This window comes from Sutterella seckii (assembly GCF_009183815.1).
Taxonomy (GTDB): Bacteria; Pseudomonadota; Gammaproteobacteria; order Burkholderiales; family Burkholderiaceae_F; genus Sutterella; species Sutterella seckii.
Genome location: NZ_WEHX01000247.1, coordinates 1 through 480, shown reverse-complemented (window position 1 = coordinate 480; position 480 = coordinate 1). Strand labels below are relative to the sequence as shown.

Genomic DNA, 480 nt, shown 5'->3' with positions numbered 1-480 from the left:
GCTGATGATGTCTCAATCCGCACCAGTGGCAAGCTGCGCGAAGCAATGCGAAGTCACCGACAATCGCCTGTGGCGGATCATTCAGCACTACGTAGAGGCTGCCAGAGCTGAAGTCGACCTGAGCGGCGTAACCGCGATTGGCATTGACGAGACCAGCAAGAAAGGAACGGATTACGTCACCGTATTTGCCGACCTTGAAACGGGCAGCGTCATCAACGTCCAGGACGGCAAAGACTCTTCAACCGTGGATAAGTTCGCCCTGGACTTCGCCGCTCACGGCGGCCTCTCTGAGGCCGTTACGGCAGTTACGAGCGACATGTCGCTTGCCTTCGACAGAGGCATCAAGATATCCCTGCCGAATGCGGAAGTAATCATCGACAAGTTCCACGTAGTCAAGAACTGCAATGATGCCTTGGATCAAGTGCGCCGCAGGGAATCCAAGACCGAAGGCGTGCTTAAGAAATCACGGTACCTTTGGCT

At 55.2% G+C, this 480-nt stretch carries 1 protein-coding gene; it reads left to right on the top strand.

Going from position 1 to position 480, the window contains the following annotated elements:
- Positions 1–480, top strand: a 480-nt coding sequence (locus GBM95_RS12045; protein WP_193222712.1) for a transposase, incomplete at both ends; no start/stop codon positions are given.